Annotated in this window: 1 protein-coding gene; it reads right to left on the bottom strand. The window is 52.5% G+C overall.

What is annotated here, in order from left to right:
• Positions 1 to 685 (bottom strand): DNA N-6-adenine-methyltransferase (locus tag WA429_RS21210; RefSeq protein WP_336107908.1); only part of this gene is annotated, 685 nt, incomplete at its 3' end.
• Positions 686 to 1,165: the final 480 nt, after the last annotated feature.

The raw sequence follows: 1,165 nt of genomic DNA, 5'->3' as shown, positions 1-1,165 counted from the left end.
GGCCCAGAAACTGGCCGATCGTATCACCACCCTTTCGGGCGGCCGGATGGCAGCCGAGACGGTCGTAAAGGTCTGCCAGTTTCACTGTTCCGCCCAGTTCACCGATGATTTTAACAACGAGATCGATCCAGCTCGGAGCCTTCTGGGGAAGTTGTTTTAAGAACAACCAAGCATTGGCTGCGAAGTTGATGGGAACGAACGTGCCGTCCAAGCCGCAGTCAAACAGCTTTTCTGCATCGTCTGCGCCATAGGAAATGAGAACCGATGGAGCACCGCCATTTGCGCGAGCGCGGGTACCGTCCGGATAATGGAAATGTAGTCGGCCGTGCAGGAACAAGGCCGCGCTGGCATTTGCGCCACGCCAGATATTGTTGAAGAAGGCGTCGGTTTCCGTTCTTGCAAAAATCAGCGCGGTACCGATCCCATGGCCATCCAGCTTGGCAAGCCACTTGCCAATGACATCGCGCTCATATGGCGGATTGAGGAAAACCCTTCCGTACCAGTCAGATGCCAATCCATCTTCCTGAAGCGTGATGATGTTCTTTGCCGTGGGCAGCACCGAGGGATCGGGCGCCGGGCAAGGGTCGAGGTCAAACGGACCAAGTGCATCGATAATGAATTTGGGGGTTAGCCACACATTGGTGCCGGGTTTTGCGGATTGATGGGAACCAATACCTGTTGCCATTGGACATACCTCGTCTGTAAGCGCGAATTCGAGCGCCATGAATGGGGTTAGAGAAATCGAGACTTGAGAGGGATCAGCCGCGTTCAAGAACGGAGCGATACCCGGCTTCGTTGTTAACGCGGGAGCTTATGCGCCAAACGCGTTGGGTTCGGCGTTTTGAAGCGCTGGCTATCCAGTCTGCCGGGTGTCCAAGACAAGGTGTTGCTCGCAATAAGTTTGGTTTTCATGGGCGAAAATTCCTTTTCCTTCAGCCCTGTTATTGTCTGCAACCATGCCGTTTATTGCAAAATGAACACCTACGAAAAAAAGACAACCTACTACTTGTTCCAAATCGAACATGACGATAATAAAACGTTGAGGGAACGAATACATTAGGGGGAGCAAATGAAGTGCGCGCGGGGTCGCCCGATCTCTACAATCATTAGGTTCTCTCTTGTGCGCCCGATTGCGAGATATAATCCCTTAAAACAGGCTTGGAAA

The sequence above is a fragment of the Thalassospira sp. CH_XMU1420-2 genome (genome assembly GCF_037029325.1).
Taxonomy (GTDB): Bacteria; Pseudomonadota; Alphaproteobacteria; order Rhodospirillales; family Thalassospiraceae; genus Thalassospira; species Thalassospira povalilytica.
This window is presented reverse-complemented; position numbering and strand designations above follow the sequence as displayed.